General features: G+C 42.6%; 14 protein-coding genes. 7 read left to right on the top strand and 7 right to left on the bottom strand.

The features are described 5' to 3' along the window. Positions 1-87: 87 nt before the first annotated feature. Entirely contained in the window at positions 88-1,011 is a 924-nt protein-coding gene (locus tag ACOFKR_RS15355; RefSeq protein ID WP_419801677.1) for a beta-1,6-N-acetylglucosaminyltransferase, read from the top strand. 402 nt (positions 1,012-1,413) lie between these two features. Here ACOFKR_RS15355 and ACOFKR_RS15350 read toward each other — a convergent pair whose 3' ends face one another. Further along, positions 1,414-4,023, bottom strand: coding sequence for an MGH1-like glycoside hydrolase domain-containing protein (locus ACOFKR_RS15350; protein ID WP_419801676.1), 2,610 nt, complete (start codon positions 4,021-4,023; stop codon positions 1,414-1,416). 519 nt (positions 4,024-4,542) lie between these two features. Between ACOFKR_RS15350 and ACOFKR_RS15345 the strand changes: the two genes are divergently transcribed. Next, a complete protein-coding gene (locus ACOFKR_RS15345; protein ID WP_419801675.1) occupies positions 4,543-6,093 on the top strand; it encodes an alginate export family protein in 1,551 nt (516 codons plus the stop codon). An 81-nt stretch (positions 6,094-6,174) separates the two neighbouring features. Here the strand turns inward: ACOFKR_RS15345 and ACOFKR_RS15340 are convergent, their stop codons facing one another. Further along, positions 6,175-7,632, bottom strand: a complete 1,458-nt coding sequence (locus ACOFKR_RS15340) for a phytoene desaturase family protein (protein WP_419801674.1) — start codon at positions 7,630-7,632, stop codon at positions 6,175-6,177. Positions 7,633-7,886: 254 nt separating this feature from the next. Between ACOFKR_RS15340 and ACOFKR_RS15335 the strand changes: the two genes are divergently transcribed. Next, the gene (locus tag ACOFKR_RS15335) at positions 7,887-8,228 is read left to right on the top strand and encodes a hypothetical protein (protein WP_419801673.1); all 342 of its coding nucleotides are present in this window, start codon (positions 7,887-7,889) and stop codon (positions 8,226-8,228) included. Positions 8,229-8,277: 49 nt separating this feature from the next. On the opposite strand, the gene ACOFKR_RS15330 is transcribed toward ACOFKR_RS15335, so the two are convergent. Then, a complete protein-coding gene (locus tag ACOFKR_RS15330) occupies positions 8,278-8,901 on the bottom strand; it encodes an NUDIX hydrolase N-terminal domain-containing protein (protein ID WP_419801672.1) in 624 nt (207 codons plus the stop codon). Positions 8,902-9,024: 123 nt separating this feature from the next. On the opposite strand from ACOFKR_RS15330, the gene ACOFKR_RS15325 reads away from it, so the two are divergent. The 3 genes from ACOFKR_RS15325 (at position 9,025) to ACOFKR_RS15315 (ending at position 11,568) form a co-directional block, all read left to right on the top strand. Next, on the top strand, positions 9,025-9,678 hold the full coding sequence (locus tag ACOFKR_RS15325; RefSeq protein ID WP_419801671.1) for a YceH family protein: 654 nt from the start codon (positions 9,025-9,027) through the stop codon (positions 9,676-9,678). 178 nt (positions 9,679-9,856) lie between these two features. Beyond that, positions 9,857-10,522, top strand: a complete 666-nt coding sequence (locus ACOFKR_RS15320; protein ID WP_419801670.1) for a hypothetical protein — start codon at positions 9,857-9,859, stop codon at positions 10,520-10,522. A 44-nt stretch (positions 10,523-10,566) separates the two neighbouring features. Further along, positions 10,567-11,568 carry a glycoside hydrolase family 43 protein gene (locus ACOFKR_RS15315; protein WP_419801669.1) on the top strand — a complete coding sequence of 334 codons (1,002 nt, stop codon included), beginning with the start codon at positions 10,567-10,569 and terminating at the stop codon, positions 11,566-11,568. A 145-nt stretch (positions 11,569-11,713) separates the two neighbouring features. On the opposite strand, the gene ACOFKR_RS15310 is transcribed toward ACOFKR_RS15315, so the two are convergent. The 3 genes from ACOFKR_RS15310 to ACOFKR_RS15300 all read right to left on the bottom strand — a co-directional run bounded on the left by ACOFKR_RS15310 (position 11,714) and on the right by ACOFKR_RS15300 (position 14,280). Further along, on the bottom strand, positions 11,714-12,658 hold the full coding sequence (locus ACOFKR_RS15310; RefSeq protein ID WP_419801668.1) for an endonuclease/exonuclease/phosphatase family protein: 945 nt from the start codon (positions 12,656-12,658) through the stop codon (positions 11,714-11,716). Between the two features lie 154 nt (positions 12,659-12,812). Then, on the bottom strand, positions 12,813-13,535 hold the full coding sequence (locus ACOFKR_RS15305; RefSeq protein WP_419801667.1) for a DUF92 domain-containing protein: 723 nt from the start codon (positions 13,533-13,535) through the stop codon (positions 12,813-12,815). Between the two features lie 205 nt (positions 13,536-13,740). Further along, positions 13,741-14,280, bottom strand: coding sequence for a DUF421 domain-containing protein (locus ACOFKR_RS15300; RefSeq protein WP_419801666.1), 540 nt, complete (start codon positions 14,278-14,280; stop codon positions 13,741-13,743). A gap of 281 nt (positions 14,281-14,561) precedes the next feature. Between ACOFKR_RS15300 and ACOFKR_RS15295 the strand changes: the two genes are divergently transcribed. After that, positions 14,562-15,617 (top strand): AI-2E family transporter, encoded by a 1,056-nt coding sequence (locus ACOFKR_RS15295; protein ID WP_419801665.1) that lies wholly within the window; start codon positions 14,562-14,564, stop codon positions 15,615-15,617. 512 nt (positions 15,618-16,129) lie between these two features. Here ACOFKR_RS15295 and ACOFKR_RS15290 read toward each other — a convergent pair. Further along, the gene (locus ACOFKR_RS15290) at positions 16,130-17,971 is read right to left on the bottom strand and encodes an ABC transporter ATP-binding protein (RefSeq protein ID WP_419801664.1); all 1,842 of its coding nucleotides are present in this window, start codon (positions 17,969-17,971) and stop codon (positions 16,130-16,132) included. Between the last annotated feature and the right edge of the window lie 35 nt (positions 17,972-18,006).

Below are 18,006 nucleotides of genomic sequence, written 5' to 3'. Positions count from 1 at the left end.
TTTGTCCCTGTTCAACAGCTGTGCTGGTTTATCCCAGAAATCAATAAATATTTAGTTGAATACATTATAAAACAATAAACCCTTTTGATGGAAAAGGCTTATCTCATCATGGCCCACAAAAACCCTAAACAAGTTTTTCGTTTAGTTTCAAGATTAAATGATGGCTCTTCAGAATTTTTTATACATATTGATAAAAAAGCAGCTATTTCTCAGTTCCAAAACCTAAAACAAATAGGTAATGCAGTGCATTTTACCGAACGTTTTGATGCATCCTGGGGCGGTTACGGGCTAATAAAACCATATTTAAGTGCGCTAAAAACAGTAAGGGAATCGTCCCGAAAGTTTGACCGTATTTTGTTATTGAGCGGCCAGGATTACCCGATCAAAAGCAACCAGTATATCAATGCGTTTTTTGAAAACTCACCATACACAAATTTTATCAATTACTTCCCGATACCCAATTTAACAAAATGGCCGGGCAAAGACCGGGGCGGACTGTACCGGATAGATAAATATTATTTTGGCGCAAAATGGTACGAACTGATTTGCTCCAAAGCCATGAATCTGCTGGCTACTTATCTGCCTTTTTTAAGGCGGAAAATACCAAACGGCATGAAGCCCTATACCGGCCAAACCTGGTGGAATTTAGACCGTTATGCCCTGGATTACATCCTGGATTATGTTGATCGGCATCTGGAATATATGGATTTTCATAAGCATACTTTTGTGGCCGATGAGTTATTTGTACAAATGATTATCGGCAATAGTAAAGACGAAAAACTGCTCCACAGCATCAAAAACACAGAAAAAAGATTTACCATCTGGCCAAAACCAAATAGTGCACATCCCAAATTACTGGTTAAAGGTGATATAGAAACAATTGTGGCTTCGGACGATTTATTTGCCAGAAAATTTGATGAAAATGTTGATTCAGAAATTCTGGATTTAATTGATAGTAAAATATTGTTTACCAAACCCTCCGCTGAATTGGTGCAGCAGCAGGCATCATAATTATTAAGCAGCCTGTTTCAGGAAATGCTTCTTTTACAGGTAAAATTTTAGGTTGAGGGTAGTATTTACTCAGCCTGAGTTATTTCCTATCGATTACAGAGATCAAACCAGTTGCCCTGTTTCTTCCCCGGAAAAACTCAAAATGAGAAATTCGTTCCCAGGTTTGAGGCCGATTAGCAATTGAAATTACCTTTCCCAAGCGTAAAACCGTTTTGGAACAGCCCTTGCAAAAGCCCAGGTACATCACAAAACAAAAACTTTTGCAATCATGAAAAAATTTATCCTTATCGCAGCTTTGGGCTTAACTTTGGCAACTTCTGTTTCTTCCTGCTCCAGCACCCGTTTTTCCCGCACATCGCACATGAAATTTACCAATTAAAAACAGCATCAGGTTTTTTTAGATTACAAAAGCGCAACCAAACCCGTCCAGCCTGTTTGATGGCTGGCACCTAAGCCTTTGCCGGTATCACCATGAAAATATTCGTGAAACAGGATGTAATCTTTAAAATGAGGATCGTGGTTTAGTTTTTCGTAACCGCCAAAAACGGCCCGTTCGCCTTTATCGTCCCGCAGAAAAATGTTTTTTAAACGCTTGCCCAAAGCATCTGCAATTTCGGCAAGCGAATGATAACTGCCAGAGCCGGTTGGGTATTCTACCTTAAAATCATCGGTATAATATTCCTGGAAAATGTACAACGAGCGGATCAGTAAATAATTTATCGGCATCCAGATCGGGCCGCGCCAGTTGCTGTTGCCGCCAAACATATCGCTATCGCTTTCGGCGGGGTCATAGCGTACCTGGTAATCTTTACCGTTTAAATAATAATTATACGGATGTTCCTGATATACTTCGGAGATCGAACGGATGCCGTAATCAGATAAAAACTCATTCGGGTCGAGCATCCTGCGCAGCAAAAGTTTCATGCGGTGGCCGCGCAAAAGTGAAAATAAATGCTGTTCGGTGCCTTTGGTATCTTTCCAAAAACTAATCAGTTTTACCAAATCCGGGCGCTCTGTCATAAACCAATCCAGTTTTTCTTTTAACCTGGGCAGCTTGTTCCATTTCGTTTCATCAAAAACCAGTACGGCAAACATGGGTATCAAGCCCACCAACGTACGCAGGCGCAAACGGTCATAATCCCCGTCCGGTTTCCGCAGCAAATCGTAATAAAAACCATCCTGATCGTCCCACAAGCCCAGCGAACCGCCGCCAATATCTGCAATAGAACCGGCGATATACAGAAAATGCTCGGCAAATTTGATGGCCATGTGCTCGTAAACGGCATTGTTTAGGGCGAGTTCTAAGCTGATCTGCATCATGTTGACCGCATACATCGCCATCCAGCTGGTGCCATCTGCCTGTTCTAAAAAGCCGCCGCCGGGCACAGGCGCACTTCGGTTAAAAACGCCGATGTTGTCCAAACCTAAAAAACCGCCTTCAAAAATATTGTTGCCTTCGCTGTCTTTCTGGTTTACCCACCAGGTAAAGTTGAGCAGCAGTTTCTGAAAAATACCCTCTAAAAACAGTATGTCTGGCTTGCCGCTGGCCTGCTTGTCCAACTGATACAACTGCCAGGCGGCCATTGCGTGGACTGGCGGATTGGCATCGCCAAAATCCCATTCGTAAGCCGGCAATTGTCCGTTAGGGTGCATGTAATTCGCCCCAACCAAAATGCGCAATTGTTTTTTGGCAAATTCCGGGTCAATTTTGGCAAAAGTGAGGCAGTGAAAAGCCAAATCCCAGGAAGCAAACCACGGATATTCCCATTTATCGGGCATCGAAAGGATGTTTTCTGCAATAAAATGTTTCCAGTTGTGGTTGCGTAGTTTAAAACGGTTTTCCGGCGGCGGCACTTGTCCGGGATCGCCGTTCAGCCAGGAATTTATATCATAAAAATAGTATTGCTTGCTCCAGAGCATACCTGCAAAAGCCTGACGCTGTACTAATTTTTCATCATCATTGCTGATTTTCTGCTGTTTCCCGGCATAAAATGCATCTGCTTCTTTAATCCGGTTGGTGATGATCGCATCAAAATCATCAAAAGGGTCCGGCTGATGTGTGGCCGAAAGCCGCAGCCGGATTTCCATACTTTGCCCGGCCGGTACATTTAATTTATAATGCAATGCTGTTTTTGTGCCTGTTTTTTTAGGGTTGATGGCCGCCTGGTTTCCGTTTACCACATAATCATTAATGCCATCTTTTACATAAGCCGAACTGTTGGCCGATTGATAAAGCCGCTCATTGTTGGTCTCGTTTTCCGTGAAAAGCAGTTCGGTATCGCCTTGCAGATGGCAATAATAAGTGCCTGCACCGGATTGCAGCTGCAGCGTATTTTTATCCAGGTGCGTAATTTCTGGTTTTGCCTGTCCGGGCTGCCAGCTCCAGGTATTCCTGAACCATAATTGAGGCAGCACGTGCAGTTCGGCATCTTCGTTGCCGCGGTTGTAAATGGTATATTTGATCAGCAGGTCGTCTTCGGTGTTTTTGGTAAATTCCGTAAAAACATCAAAATACTTATCCTCGTTCAGCAAACCGGTATCGATCAGTTCGAACTCCGGATCATGCTTGCCGCGCCTGCCGTTTTCATCAATCAGCCATTGGTATGGATATGCCGCCTGCACGTATTTATACAGCATTTTCATGTAGCTGTGCGTAGGCGTGCTGTCTAAATAATAATAAAGCTCTTTTACATCCTCGCCGTGGTTGCCTTCGCGGTTGGTGAGGCCAAACAAACGCTCTTTTAATATGGCATCTTTTCCGTTCCACAAAGCAAGCGATAAACAAAGCATCTGCTTCTCATCACTAAACCCGGCAATGCCTTCCTCGCCCCAGCGGTAAGCCTTGCTGCGGGCCATATCATGCGTAATGTAATCCCAGGCATCGCCGTTTTTACTGTAATCTTCGCGCACCGTGCCCCACTGGCGTTCAGATAAATAAGGTCCCCATTTCATCCAGTTTTTGGTTCCGGCATAATGTTCGGCCAGGCGGCTTTGTTCGGCAGTTGAGTTCATATCCGTTTTAAAGATTTTGCGGCGGGAAATGTTTGATCGGGAGTAAAGTTATGCTTGAGCAACGCTGATCGCATTAAGATACTGTTTGAAATTTATATCCGAAAAAACGCAATGCTTCTTTTACCCTATAAAATTTAGTGCCCGCATTAATTTTTAATAAAAACCCACCATTTTTTAGGTGATAAAAGAAGTATATAAAACAAATCAAATGCTTCTTTTATGCAGATAAATTGTGCTTTTATGTTTTTACTGATGTGAAAACCTGTTTAGCCGCCAAATTTTAGGTGATAAAAGAAGCATGGAAATAACCTTTTATAAAAATTAAAAACGTGCTTTGAATTATATAAACTAAAAAATGGTTAGTTACCTCCTTAGCAACAAAGCTTTTGTAAAACGCAGCATTAATCCGGAGTTAAGATAGCGGTTTTTAAAAAAGATAACTATTTTCCGTCAAAATTTGCACAACTATTCAAATCATATAACTACTAGCTTATACTTTAAAATTTACCTAAACCAACAATGTTATCAAACAAACTAAAACTTTTATTTGCCCTGCTGCCGGCAGCTTTCGTTAGTCAGCGTAGTGAGGCGCAGTTTACTTTAACCGGCCAGTTGCGCGATCGGGGAGAAATCCGCGAAGGCGTAGGAAACTTGGTGCCTTCAGGATCAAAACCGGCCGCCTTCATTTCTCAGCGGACAAGATTGAATTTCGGTTACAAATGGGACCGTTTAACGTTTGGCGCCAGTGTGCAGGATGTCCGCGTGTGGGGCCAGGATGCATCTACCATATCTAATATTGATGTGGGCAACCGGTTAATGCTGCACGAAGGCTGGGCAGATATTTTGCTGGCCAACAAGGATGATCCGGGCATTGGTTTTAAAGTAATTGACAAATTATCTTTAAAAGTTGGCCGGCAGGAATTGATGTATGATGATTTACGCCTGTTTGGCAATCTGGACTGGCTACAGCAGGGCCGTAGTTTTGATATGGCATTGCTAAAAGCCGAGCACAAGGGGTTTCAGGTTGATATTGGCTATGCGTTTAATCAAAATACGGATGCTTTTAACGTAACCAATACATTTTACGTCCCGGGAAATGTGCCGTCATACATTAAGGATTCTAAAGGCGTAACCGTTCCAACGCCAGGCGCATTGGTTCCTTTGGCTGCTGCCGGAAGCATCGGCAACAACAGTTCTAAAACAGGTACGCCGGTTTATGTCACACCGCCAAATACAAACGGAGGCACTCAGGATTATAAATCTTTCACCAGTGTGCACGTCCAGAAAAAGTTTGATCAAACCAAAATTTCGGGATTGTTTTTCAATGATAATTTTGGCAAGTATCAGCTTGATTCTGTGGCCACTGCAAATAACGGTTACGTTTACGGCAGAAGGTTTAATCAAAACGGCACTAACAGCCGATATACTTATGGATTGATAGCCAGCCAGTTAATTGGCGCAAAAGCAAGTTGGGGAAATGTAGCTCTGCAGGGTTCTTTATACAGACAAAGCGGCACCAACCGGGATGGTGCAAACCTAAAAGCGCATTATTATTCTGTTATGGGGATTTATACCAAAGGCAAAATTAGTGTTGGGCCGGGTTATGATGTTTTATCGGGGAATAATGCGAATACGATCTTGGCCGGGCAGGATAACCGCTTTGACCCGCTTTACGGCACAGCGCATAAATTTAATGGTTATATGGATTATTTTTACGCCGGAACAGGTTCGCCGGCAGGTGGTTTGGATGATGCTTATTTTAAATTAAAGTACACCAATCAAAACTTTTTTTTCGCAGCCGATTACCATTATTTCGTATTAAACCAGCCCATGAAACAGATAAACGGCACATCAATCGATAATTATTTAGGCTCCGAAATCAACCTGACCGCAAATTACAACCTTAATAAATTAACCAATATCGAGTTGGGTTACGGGTTGATGAAGGCTTCCAGCAGCCTGTCTGTTGCTAAAGCGCAGCCACAAACCACTGCTTATAACCGTACCGGCAACTGGTTTTACCTGATGCTTAACATTCATCCGGATTTTTTCCCTGCAAAAGGCAGATAAAAACCAGCCCAGATTTATACCGATAAAAACAGCATCAAAACCAGCTAAAATACTGGCCATTTTACGTTTATTTTTTCATCCCTATACATAACTCAGCTTAGAAGCCTTCAGCCCGAATACTTCTTTTAACGCCCTTTTTGCGGCATAATAACCGCACATGCCATGCACGCCTCCGCCTGGCGGCGTTGATGATGAGCAGATGTAAAGCCCTTTTGCAGAAGTTTTATACGGCGACCAGCGCAATGCCGGGCGGGTAAAAAGCTGTCGGATATCCAGGATGCCGCCATTAATATCACCGCCGATGTAGTTGGGGTTATAAGCTTCGATTTGAGCCGTGTCCATGGTGTGTTTGGCCAAAATCCGCTCGCGGAAACCGGGCGCAAAACGTTCTACCTGTTGCTCAATGCTATTGGTCATATCGGTTTTGCTGCCGTTGGGCACATGGCAGTAAGCCCAGGCCGTATGCTTTCCTTCCGGCGCGCGGGTGCTGTCAAAAATACTTTGCTGCGCCAGCAATACAAAAGGTTTTTGTACGGTTTTACCTTCGGAAGTTTGTTTTTCGCCCAAAGCAATCTCTTCTAATGTGTTGCCTAAATGGATGGTTCCGGCCTGGCGGCATTCGTGTGCCGAAAACGGGATTGGTGCATCCAATGCCCAGTCCACTTTAAAAACGCCCATGCCGTAACGGTATTTTTCAAGTTGCCATTGGTAAAGAGGCGAAAACTGGTGCCCGGCAATTTTAAGCAGCTGTTTTGGGGTGATATCAAACAAAACCGTTTTTGAGGAAGGTAGCTGCCGCAAAGATTTCACTTCAAAATCAGTTTCAATCTTTCCGCCCAGAGAAACAAAATAGGCGGCCAGCGCATCGGCAATTTTGATAGAACCGCCCTTTGGCATAGGCCAGCCTTTGGTGTTTCCGGTGGCCAGCAGAACCAGCGCAACCGCAGATGTGGCCCAATTTGACAATGGCTGAATGCCGTGTGCCGCCATGCCTGCCCACAATCCGCGTGCTTCTTTTGTCCTGAATTTTTTGGCCATTTGCAAAGCCGAAGGAATCGCATTTAAACCAAAACGCGCAAATTTGACCGGATATTTTGGGAAATGCAGCGGGCCAAGCAAATCGGGCGCTAACTTGGTAAAATTGCGTTCCAGCGGTTTAACCAGGTTTAAATAGGGTTTGCAATCAATACCTAATTTAATGGCTGTTTGCTGTGCCGAGCCAAAAAGTGCGGCCGCATGGCCATCATCAAAAGGATGTGCGGCGGCAACTGGCGGATAAATATATTCCAGCCCAAAATCCTCCAGCGGCAGCGTTTTAAAAAATGGCGAACCTGCCGACAGCGGATGGATGGCCGAGCAAACATCATGTTTAAAACCGGGCAAGGTAAACTCTTCGGTGCGCAAGCCGCCGCCAATTTGCGCCTTGCCTTCCAGCAGTAAAACCGCAAGCCCGTGTTGTTGTAACGCGATGGCAGCCGCCAGTCCGTTCGGGCCAGAACCTACAATAACTGCATCAAAATCAGTATGTTGCTTCAACATTAAGTTTTAAAAATTATTTCCCGTTTCAGACAAGCACTTTATAAAATAGTTTATTCCTTTAATTTTTAAGTAAAAATTGCTCAGGATTTCCTGCTGACGTTTCCATATACGATAAAAACGATCAGGATGATTTTTGGAAGTTTGTTGATGAAATGTAAAAACCGGATGCTGTTTTTATCCACCTAAATTCGGCATAAAAACCATCGAAACAAAGCTTTTATGCAATAACTTTGCGGCCAATAAAGCTACAAAACATGAAACCCGGAGATAAAGTGATTTGTGTGGATGCCACCATCGATCCAGAAAAAGCCGAAGAAATTGCAAAAGATTTTGAAATCTGGATCACAAAAGACAAGGAATATACCGTCCGCGAAATTCTGGAAAACAACGGCATTGTGCCCGGCCTTTTGCTGGAAGAAGTACATAACCTGCCAAAATATTTTAAATTACTTGGCCGTTATCAGGAACCGGCTTTTGCAACCTGGCGGTTTAGGAAGCTGAATTATGCAACGCGTGCCGAAGCTGTAGAAGAAGAGCAGGAACTGGTGGAAGTTGGCGTGCAGGAAAAGCCGGAAAAGGAAAAAGGCGTGATTTGATACACGTTTTTTTGATGCTGTTTTTATCGGTATAAAATTGAATTTGCCATTAATCAATAATCGCTTCTTTGTTTGGATTGCTTAAATATTCGAACATTAACTTAATTTGCGATGGTAGTATGCGGTCCGCTGATAATTCGGGAATGTTGTTTTCATCAAAAAAGGCCACATCCAAAATATCAAAAGCCTGTGTTTTTTCTCCGCTGATAATTTCGCATTGAATAAAGATTTTATAAACATAATCTGCCTGCGGCGGATGCGGATGGCAGCGTTTATCCAGAACGGCCAGTAGTTTTGTAGGTTTTACCCGGAAACCAGTTTCTTCCAATGCTTCTTTTACCGCTATTTCTTTGGGGGAAAAACCAACATCCGCCCAGCCGCCGGGAAGCGACCATTTGCCATCGCCCTTTTCTTTTACCAGCAAAATTTGTTTTTCTGCATTAAAAATCACCGCGCGGATATCCGTTTTGGGTGTAATGTATTCTTTTTTCAAACTAAAATAATCCGAAATCCTTTGCAAAGGTTCATCAGCAATCAGCTGCATCATTTCCATGCTGATCTGTTCCAGTTCGTGGTAACGCTCCAGATCGTATTCATCTTTTGCATACGTTAAACCCAAATGTGCCATGGCTTTGAGACGTTTGGCGTAATCTGATATTTTGGTGGCAGACATAAATTTCTAAAATACAAAGCTTAACAATTGACGATAATGTATGCTATTTTATCGGTGAAAAAGAAGTGCTGCAAACTTCCGTCTTAAATTTGCCAAAACCAAAGTGTTCGTTACTTTTAAAAAATGGACACAATAATAAATTTACCGATACTTTCTGCCGAGGAATTGCGCGTTCTGGGCGTTTTGATGGAAAAAAGCAAAACCACGCCAGATTATTATCCGATGACGATGAACAGTTTAACTACGGCCTGCAACCAAAAATCTTCACGCAAACCGGTGGTGGATTATGATGAAGAAACCGTGATTTCGGCTTTGGATTCGCTTAAAAAGAAAGGTTTGATTTCCACGGCAACCGGCGGTTCTATTCGTGCGGTTAAATATAAACACAATTTTGCCATTGTTTTTCCGGTCGTTCCTGCGGAAGTAGCCGTGATTTGTCTGCTGATTTTACGCGGGCCGCAAACGCCGGGTGAAATCAACACCAATTCCGGCCGGATGTACGAATTTGAGTCGATAGAAGAAGTGCAATCGGTTTTAGAAAAGCTTTCTCAGCCTGAAACTCCTTTCGTAAAACAACTGCCGCGCCGCAGCGGACAAAAAGAAGTCCGTTTTATGCACCTTTTAGGCGGTGAAGTTGAGTTTGCAGAAGAAGAAACGCCACAAGAACCGGCCCGGAAATCGGTTGGCGAACTGGAAGCGCGTGTGGCAAAACTGGAAGCAGATTATTTAGCACTAAAAGAAGCATTGGACAAATTGATGCACGAACTCGGCGTTTAAAGCCGGATTGTTGAGTTATTTGGCCGGGCGATAACGGCAACAGAAAATCGGATGCTTCTTTTATCGGTATAAAATCAGTGCCGGATGTTTGCCGCTTGTTGGCAATCTGTAAATTATTATTTGTTGTTTCATTTTGATTGCCCAAATTTAACAACCAATTTAACCAAAGCTGTTTATCATGAAAAAACTGTTGTATCTGGCTATTTGCCTGTTGCAGGTAAATTTGCTATCTGCCCAAAATGAAACCGGCGTTGCTTTATCGCATTACGTGTTCCCGGAGTTTAAGGAAGGTATGGTCAAAATGAAATCCGGTGCAGAAAACAAAGCCCTTTTAAACTATAATTCCATCACGCAGGAAATGATATTTGATCAAAACAATCAAAAACTCGCGCTGTCCGAAATTAATACAATTGACACCGTTTACATCGGCAAAACTAAATTTGTGCCAGTCGATTCGGTTTTTTACGAAGTGATCGGCACAAATACGCCATATAACCTTTATGTGCAACACAAATGCGATATCCAGCAGCCCGGGAAAGACAGCGGATACGGCACCACAACGCAAACAACGGCTACAACCGCGTTATCGGGTAATTATAACAGGACCAACTCCGGCGCAAATTCGGTTTACAACCTTCAACTTCCTTCGGATTTTAAGATTTCCCCTTACACAGAGTTTTGGCTGAAAAAAGGCAACAGATATATCAAAGTATCGAACGCAAAACAATTACAAAAAATATTTCCTACAAAAGAAGCAGAGATCAAAGCTTACCTAAAAACCTATAAACCTGATTTTAAAAATCAAAAAGACATGGTTGCCTTGATTAACAACATTGCCAAATAAATTTTTACTTTTATTGAGATCATAGTTTAATTACATCCTATTTTATGATAAAAAAAACAGTTTTGACCGCTTTATTTTCTTCGCTGATGTTTTGTGCCTGGGCGCAACAAATAACCAATCACGCCATCGTTAAAAACAAACTTAGAAGCGGCAATCCGATTTTCCCTGGTTGGTATGCCGATCCGGAAGCCACGGTTTTTGGCAGGCAATACTGGGTTTACCCAACCTATTCGGCACCGTATGAACAGCAGGTTTTTATGGATGCGTTTTCCTCTCCGGATTTGGTGCATTGGACGAAGCATCCGCATGTTTTGGATTCAGCCAACGTAAAATGGGCTAAAAAAGCGATTTGGGCACCAGCCATCACCAAAAAAGACGGCAAATATTATTTGTTTTTTGGGGCGAACGATATCCAAAACGATCAGCAAACCGGTGGCATCGGCGTGGCGGTTTCCGATAAACCTGAAGGTCCGTTTAAAGATTTATTGGGCAAACCGCTGATCGATAAAATCGTAAACGGCGCGCAACCGATCGATCAATTTGTTTTTAAAGACCACGACGGCCAATATTACATCATTTATGGCGGCTGGGGACATTGCAACATGGCCAAATTGAATGCTTCTTTTACCGGCTTAATTCCGTTTGCAGACGGTACGGTTTACAAATCCATCACCCCAAAAGATTATACTGAAGGCCCTGTTCTTTTCACGCGTAAAAACAAGTATTATCTAATGTGGAGCGAAGGCGGCTGGACCGGCCCGAATTATCGTGTGGCCTATGCCATGGCCAACTCTATTGATGGCCCGTTTGAGCGGATTGGCGTAGTTTTGAAACAAGACCCTAAAGTGGCAACCGGTGCCGGTCATCATTCCGTGATTCAGGTTCCTGGAAAAGATGAATGGTATATTGTTTACCATCGCCGTCCGCTTAACGAAACCGATGGCAATCATCGAGTAACCTGCATTGATCATCTATATTTTGATGCAAATGGATTGATTAAACCCGTGGTGATTACGCAGGACGGGGTGCAGGCGAGGAAATTATAAGAGGTTGGGTTTATAGACCTGGAAGGTTTTTAAAACCTTCCAGGTCTAGATGGATATAATCAAGTAAAATTTTAATCCTTAAAATAAGCCAGACTACTCCGGATTCCTCGTTAAAACAATATCACTTCAATCAAACTTGCAAAACTCAATAGCCAGCCACCACCATCACCGGGAAATGATCGGAAGGCAATCTGGCCTGATAGTTTTGCAGCGCAACTTCTTTAGGCGCGTTTGCAGAAGTTTCTTTTTCGCTTCCGCCAGCTTTTTGCGAGCGGTAACTATCGGTCAAAATACCATAACGTTTCACTTTAAAATCTTTGCTCAAAAAGATGTGGTCAATGCGGCTGTCGGTTTTGTTGTTTGGGTTGAAATCGTTAAACGTACCGTTCAGAGCGTATTTTACAGGTGAAAGCAAATATGCATCTTTTAGCGTGCCGGAATTGTTGATCACCGCATAACTGTCGGAAGTCTGGTCAACGTTAAAATCCCCCGTCAGGATCACAGGCGCGTTGCCGGCAAGCTGTTTAATCTTCTGCAAAACAAGTCCGGCACTATTGCGGCGGGCAACCACGCCGATATGGTCCATGTGCAGGTTAAAAAAATAAAATTTGAAACCGGTTGCTTTATCCTGAAAAGCGCCCCAGGAACAAATCCGCGGTAAAACCGCGTCCCAGCCTTTGTTGGGTTTATCAGTAATTTCCGATAACCAGAAATCGCCATGGCGTAGCAGTTTAAACTTGTTTTTTTTGTAAAATATGGCCGAAAACTCGCCGCCGGTTTTGCCGTCATCACGGCCAATGCCGGTGTAAGTATAATCGGGCAGGGCAGTTTCGAGGTTTTTTAGCTGATGAAACAAGCATTCCTGCGTGCCGAAAATATCAAAATCGTGAAAACGGACAAGTTGTGCGATAACCGGCAAACGTTGTTTCCAGCCGTTGCCGCGGGCAGAATCGCCATTGTTGGCATTATCGTTCCGCATGTTATACGTTGCCAAATTAAGTTGCTGGCCGAAAGCAAATGGCGTAATCAGCAAAAAAAAGACTAAAAGCAGTAAAGGGTTTCTCCGCTTAAAAATGATCGACATGTTCATACAATTACAAATGTTTAAAAAATCAGGCAAAGTTAAAATGCTGTTTTTATCGGCATAAAATCAAAAAGTTGAGCTGACATCAACAAAGACTTTGCGCATAAAAGTAACCATATAATTTACTGTTAAGGTAAACCAGGCTTTAAAAAGGTAAAATCTATGCAGTAAATCCGGCAAAATATATCGCTAAAACAATTAAAGCGGCAACAACTGTATTTAAAAAATTAACCAGATTATTACTGATAAAACCCTTCCGTTCAACAATTGCACCGAGGGCAGAATCTGCCAGGTTACCGATGGTTGCGGCCAGGATAATCCATGCAAAATTGATGTTCCAGCCAAAACTAAAGCTGTAAACCGCGGCGATGATACTACTGGCGGCCAGGCCAAAAAGCGTTCCTTCCGGGCTGATCACGCCGTCCAAACCTTTTTGGTCGGGTTTTAAGCTGATGATGTTATAAAACCGTTTGCCGTAAACCGTGCCCAGTTCCGAAGAAATGGTATCCGCAGTGGCAGAAGCTAAAACGGCGGCCATCATCAGCCTGAACAAGTCAATTTTATGAGGATAAAAACAGCATAGCAAACCCATTAAACCGGCAACTCCGGAATTGGCCAAAACCTGCCCGGCATTGCGCTGCCCTTTGTTTTTTTCGGCCGCGCCCAATGCTTCTTTTACGGCCATTTTTTGGGAAGTGGCCAAAACGGCCATTGTAAAGAAAGCGGCCGCCATCAATATACCGTAATAACCTGCACCAATATATAAAAACAGGGCCAGTAAAGCCGCCGTTAATGCCGCAGGCAGCGTAAGTTTTTTGGCTTTTGTGCTGAGGAAAATTCCGGCAATCAGGATAATCGGTAATAAATAATCGCCGGTTTGCATGGGTTTTTTTTGCGGATGCCTGCTAATTAATTGCCTGTTTAAAACTTGTCGAACAGGTTTTATATACTTCTTTTATCACTTAAAAAATGGTTGCTTTTAATTTAAAAATGATGCGGCACTAAATTTTATAAGGTAAAAGAAGCATTATATTATTTCTGATCTATCGGTTCAAAATGTGATTTTATAGGTAAAATGCACCTGTCTTTTACTTGATCTTTTTTACTGTTTGGTATAATTTTACATCCTTTAGCGTTTCTGCCTTGTTCAGATCAATATTTTTCAAGATGGTAAAATCTCCGGTGGTTTCTAAAACTACGGCATCAATATCTTGTAAACTGGCAATACCTTTTTGCCTTGCAGAAACATAAATATCTTCAATGCCAATTCTTTCTTTCTTCAAAATATCATGCAATATTTCCCCTTTATAAACCAGCAAAACCGGCCTGCAGGTAACTAAATTTTTGATGGTTTTATGCCTTATCGATAGCCAGGTGATCAAATATTGCATAAATATCAGTAAAAAAAACACCAAAACACCATCCAGCAGTGCCACACTTTTGTTAAGTGCAACTGTGGCCAGGCAGGAGCCTAATGCAACGGTAACTATAAAATCAAAAGCGTTCATTTTGGCAAGTGTGCGTTTGCCCGAAATACGCAACAGGCTGACGATGCTGACATAAGCGAGAACGGTAATTATAAAAGTCCTGGTCAGGCTTTCCCAATTATCAAAAAAAATATTTGTCATATTGCGGGCGTTTGTAAAACTGTTTAAATTCTTTGCAAAGTTTACAATGCTTCTTTTATGCCTTTAAATTTTGTTTTTTGTCGATAGAAATTTCATAAAAAACCACCAATTTTTAGGTGATAAAAGAAGCATGGCCGTTGTTTCAAGTAGAATTTAAACAAACTGTTAAAGTTTTAAATTCTTTTTTAAAAAGATTTTCGCAGCAGTTAATATAGATTCGTTACTTTACCAACTTTTCTAAAAAGCTGTAATACCTTGTCCTGTCATTATTAAGAAAACCTATGGATTCGGAAGAAAAACGTAAAGACCCGATCGACTGGGATGTCTATATCAAAAAAAACTGGATTAAATGGGGCATACTTGCTTTTATCGTTGTGTTCCTCCTGCTGTTTAATGCTATTGTAAATATTTTACTATTGCTGCTGGCGAGTGCGCTGCTGGCCATTTACTTTCATGGTTTTGCCGGATTGCTGCAGCGCTATCTGCATTTGCCCGCCAAAATCAGTCTTATTGTTTCCGTTATATTCAACCTGCTTTTACTGGTTGGTTTCTTCTGGTTTGCTGGTGCAAGGCTGGAGGCGCAGATTACGCAACTGTCCGACGTATTGCCTTCTACTGTTAAAAATGCCAAAGCGCAGCTTGATCAATCAATTATAGGCAGAAAAGCGTTGGATTATATTAATTCCAGGGGCAGTGCCGAGAAAAGTTCGGCTCTGATCAAACGCTTTTTTTCTTCCAGTTTCGGTATTTTGAGTGATCTGTACCTGATTATTCTGATGACCATGTTTTTTGTTGCCACTCCGCAGCTTTATAAAAGAGGTATTGTTCATTTATTGCCGGAAAAAGCGAAAGATAAAGGCGATGAATTACTAAACCAACTGGGCGATGTGCTCAGGAAATGGCTTAAAGGTCAGATTATCGGTTTTTTCTTTATCGCATTATTTACCGGGGCAGGCTTGTGGGCATTAGGGCTGCCGCTGGTTTTTACCCTGGCCCTTATTGCCGGTTTCCTAAACTTTGTGCCCAATTTCGGCCCTATAATTGCCGTTGTTCCTGCAATGCTGCTGGGCCTGATGCAGGGGCCAACTACAGCGTTGCTGGTGTTTGGTGTGTACACGCTGGTACAAATTATACAAAGTGCCGTTACCCAGCCGATAATTCAGAAAAAGATGATTAGTATGCCTCCGATACTTACTGTTGTGGCTCAGGTGGCTATGGGTACTTTAACCGGCTTTTGGGGCGTTTTGCTGGCTACTCCAATTGTTGCTTTAGGAATGGTTTTGACCCGGGAGTTATACATAAAAAAACAAGTATATCACAAGTATCCTCTTGATTGACAGCTAATTGAACGGCTTGTTTCTTACTTATGTCATCATTGGATATCTGCTTGAAACACTCTTCGCCAAGCGGTTCCGAAAAAGCTATAACAAGATTTCTGGCAGCATTTCTTTTAATCCTGATTAGATTTCTGTTGATCAATTTACAATGCTTCTTTTATCGACTAAAAATCATTGTTTTTTTGTAGTTTTTGTGCCTGTTGAATATCCAGGCACACCAAATTTATAGGCATAAAAGAAGCATTATAAGGATTTTTTGTAATAAATTTAACAATAGCTCTTCAAAATACAATCCAACTTTATTTAGAAATAAGAAAACGGAAAAGAAAGATTTTTAAAATCGGCGACTTAGTGTTTTTAAATTCCAGCAGTCCGCAGATGACGATTAATCGGCTGACTAAATCCCAGGCCACAGTAACCTTATGAAAAACAGATTTTTATAAATTTGAAAAAGGTGTTTTTCTGATCGAAATGATTAGTTTGGTGATGTATTGATCGCATCATTGTATCAATTACTGATAACCGATTGCCTGCAACCGGAACAATTCGGCATATTTTCCTTCCAAAGCCAATAAATCCTGATGTGAGCCGATTTCCAGGATCTGGCCTCGCTCTAAAACCAAAATCCGGTCGGCCAGCCGCGCAGTAGAAAACCGGTGCGAAATCAATACGGCAGATTTCCCTTTTGTCAACTCCGCAAAACGCTGAAAAACCTCATATTCTGCGCGGGCGTCCAGCGCGGCGGTCGGCTCATCCAAAATCAGCAATTGCGCATCTTTCATGTAAGCGCGCGCCAAAGCAACTTTTTGCCATTCGCCGCCCGAAAGTTCTACGCCATCGTTAAACTTGCGGCCCAGCCACTGGTTGTATTCGCCGGGCAATTTATCGGCCAGCGAATCGGCCAGACTTTCGCGCGCTGCTTTTTTTATCAGCGGAAAATTGCTGATTTCTGTGATGTTCCCAACGGCAATATTCTGCGACAAAGTCATTTGATAACGGATATAATCCTGAAAAATCACACCGATGTTAAATCGCAGATCTTCAATTTTATACTCTTTTAAATCGATGCCATCCAGCAAAATCCGGCCCTCTGTCGGATCGTAAAGGCGTGCCAGCAACTTAACCAGCGTGGTTTTTCCGGCACCGTTTTCGCCAACTAAAGCCAGTTTTTCTGCAGGATGAAGCGTGAAGTTTAAGTGCCGGTTGGCCCAGTTTTCGGAGTTGTGGTATTGAAAGCCTACGTTTTCAAACGTAAAACCCTGTTTAACCGGGTTTGGGAAAGGCAGCGGTTTTTGTGAAACGGAAATTTTAGGTTTGATCTCGAAAAAACCCAAAAAATCCGACAGGTAAATAGCACCTTGCGAAACGGCCGCAAAACGTGTTAAAATACTTTCCATCAATGCACGCAACTGGCGGAAAGAACCGGCCAGAAAAGTCAGGCTTCCAACCGAAATGCTGCCGTTTACTGTTTTTATCAGGATAAAAACATAAGCCGAATAATAACCCACGCTGCCCAAAACCGAAAAAAACGTGCCCCAGGCAGAGCGTTTGATGGCAAGTTTGCTGTTATCGGTATAAAACTTGTCCGACAGGTTTTTGAAACGCTCAATCACGAAACCGGCCAGGTTAAACAGCTTGATTTCTTTTGCTGTTTCATCACTTGCGCCGAGATATCGCAAATAATCCAGCTCGCGGCGTTCGGGTGTTTGGCTTCGGGTTAAAGCATAATTTTGATTGTTAAAATATGATTCGCCCAAAAAAGCGGGAATAATGGAAACCAGCAACAATAAAATCAGCCAGGGACTAAAAGCGATCAGGCCCGTAATCAGGAAAGCCATGGAAATTACATCCTGCACCTGGCCCATTACCTGCGAAAGCAAAACCGTGCGGCCAACGGTTTGCTGCCGGGCGCGTTCGAGTTTATCGTAAAAAACAGAATCTTCAAACTGATCCAGATCCAGCGTGGCCGCGTGGCGCATCAAACGGATAGAAGTGTGATTGGAAAACTGATCGCCCAGCAAACTGTCCAGCAGATTAATCAGCCGGTTTAACGCGTCGGTAAGCAAAGCCAGGCCAAATTCCGCAGCAACCAATTGCCATAAATAATGATGTCCGTTTTGATTTGATGCGTTATGATTAAGCAAAACCACCTGATCTACAATGAGTTTGCCAATATAAAGCAAAGCCACCGGCATGGCCGATCGTATTAATCTCAGCAAAAAACTAAAAGAGGTTTTCCAGGGGCTGCTTTGCCAAACCAGTTTGAAAAAAGCTGGCAAGTTGCCCAGCGCGGCAAAGCGTTTTTTGAAAGTTAAATCCTGTTGATTGATGCGGTTTCTGGTTTCTTTGGCCATCAATTGTAATATAGCAACAAATCCGGTCTTTTTTA

The organism is Mucilaginibacter sp. (assembly GCF_965201005.1).
In the GTDB taxonomy this organism is placed as follows: domain Bacteria; phylum Bacteroidota; class Bacteroidia; order Sphingobacteriales; family Sphingobacteriaceae; genus Mucilaginibacter_A.
Note: the sequence above shows the minus strand (reverse complement) of the source record. Positions and strands in the feature narration are given on the sequence as shown.